General features: G+C 68.9%; 1 protein-coding gene and 1 pseudogene. One reads left to right on the top strand and one right to left on the bottom strand.

Annotated features, from left to right (window positions below):
* Nucleotides 1–192: 192 nt before the first annotated feature.
* The gene (locus K789_RS0100885; protein ID WP_024365100.1) at nucleotides 193–621 is read left to right on the top strand and encodes a VOC family protein; all 429 of its coding nucleotides are present in this window, start codon (nucleotides 193–195) and stop codon (nucleotides 619–621) included.
* Between the two features lie 23 nt (nucleotides 622–644).
* Here the strand turns inward: K789_RS0100885 and K789_RS21930 are convergent.
* Nucleotides 645–1,363: pseudogene (locus tag K789_RS21930) on the bottom strand (SLC13 family permease).
* Between the last annotated feature and the right edge of the window lie 36 nt (nucleotides 1,364–1,399).

Below are 1,399 nucleotides of genomic sequence, written 5' to 3'. Positions count from 1 at the left end.
AAGCCGGCGGGGACGTCTGCAATGGTCATCCGACCATGATTCCACGAACGCCTGACGGCGTCCGTATCTGCGGCACCGGAGCCCGGGCCGTACGGCCCTTAACCTCCCGCGCCGCCGGGGCTAGACTCCGGCTGTGGCGCGGACTGCCTGTGCCTGCCCTGTGGCCCGAATCCTTGTTCTTAGGAGAATGTGATGGCTGGTGGAGTAGTACATTTCGAGATCCCCGCGGACGACGAGAACCGCGCCCGGGAGTTCTACCGCTCGATCTTCGGCTGGGAATTCCAGGTGCTGCCGGAGATGGACTACAGCCTGGCGATGACGACGCCGCTCGACGAGCATGGCCGGCCGGCGGTGTCCGGTTCCATCAACGGCGGACTTTTCAAACGGGGCGGCGGGCTCACGGCGCCGGTTGTCACGGTGGACGTGGACGACATCGACGCCGCGCTGGAGCAAATCAGCACGCAGAGCGGTTCCGTTCATCGGGAAAAAATGGAGGTGCCCGGGTCTGGCTGGAACGCCTATTTCAAGGACTCCGAGGGCAACATTGTGGGACTGTGGCAGAACGCGGCGCCTGAGGGAGGCGCCGGCTCCGCGGCCGCCGGAAACGCCGTCGGCGCCTGACGCCGTCGGCGGCGAACCTGCCCTCAGTGCGTCCCTGTGGTGAGCCAGAGCGCCACGACCGCGAGTGCCACGGTGAGGACGACGGCGGCGAGGCCGGAGACCGCAACCCGCCCCAGCGGATCTCGACGTTGAGCGTGCGGAGCCGTTCGTGCCAGAGCAGTGTGGCCAGCGACGCCCACGGGGTCACCAGCGGGCCGGGGTTCACTCCGATCAGCAGGGCCGCGAGCCGCACCTGCGAGTCGCCTACCGGTTCCAACGCGAGGTAGGCCGGCAGGTTGTTCACCGCGTTCGCCGCTCCGGCGCCCGGGCCCGCAAGCTGCAGCCGAGCGGCGGCGCCAGAGGAAGAGACCGTGGTCAGGGCAAACGGCAGCGGCGGGATCCGTGCCTGGATCGCCAGCAGCACAACGACGGGGGTCACGAGTGCCGCCGTCGTATCCAGGGACAGGAACACGGTGGAGACGACCGCCAGGCCGATCACCAGCAGCCACAGCAGGAAAACCCGGCCCCGGCCCAGCGCCACGAGACGCTCCGTCACGACCCGGAACAGGCCGGCGTCGTCGACCATTTCCGTCACGAGGGACATCGCCATAACGAAGGTCAGCACGGGGACGGTGCGGGCGGACAGGTCCTGGAAGGCGGGCCGGGGCAGCAGGCCGGTAAGCAGCGCGGCGGTGCCCGCCGCCAGCATCCCGGCAGGGAGCAGATAGCTCTTGAGCCTCTTGGGCCAGCCCCAGCTCGTCACCGCAATATCTTCGCATTCGGCGGCCCCGCGGGCCGC

Origin of the sequence: Arthrobacter sp. TB 26 (genome assembly GCF_000427315.1) — a bacterium.
Lineage (GTDB): Bacteria > Actinomycetota > Actinomycetes > Actinomycetales > Micrococcaceae > Arthrobacter.
This window is presented reverse-complemented; position numbering and strand designations above follow the sequence as displayed.

Excerpts from the sequence above, each read along its gene's own strand:
- K789_RS0100885 (WP_024365100.1), top strand. The coding sequence starts at position 193 with ATGGCTGGTGGAGTAGTACATTTCGAGATCCCCGCGGACGACGAGAAC.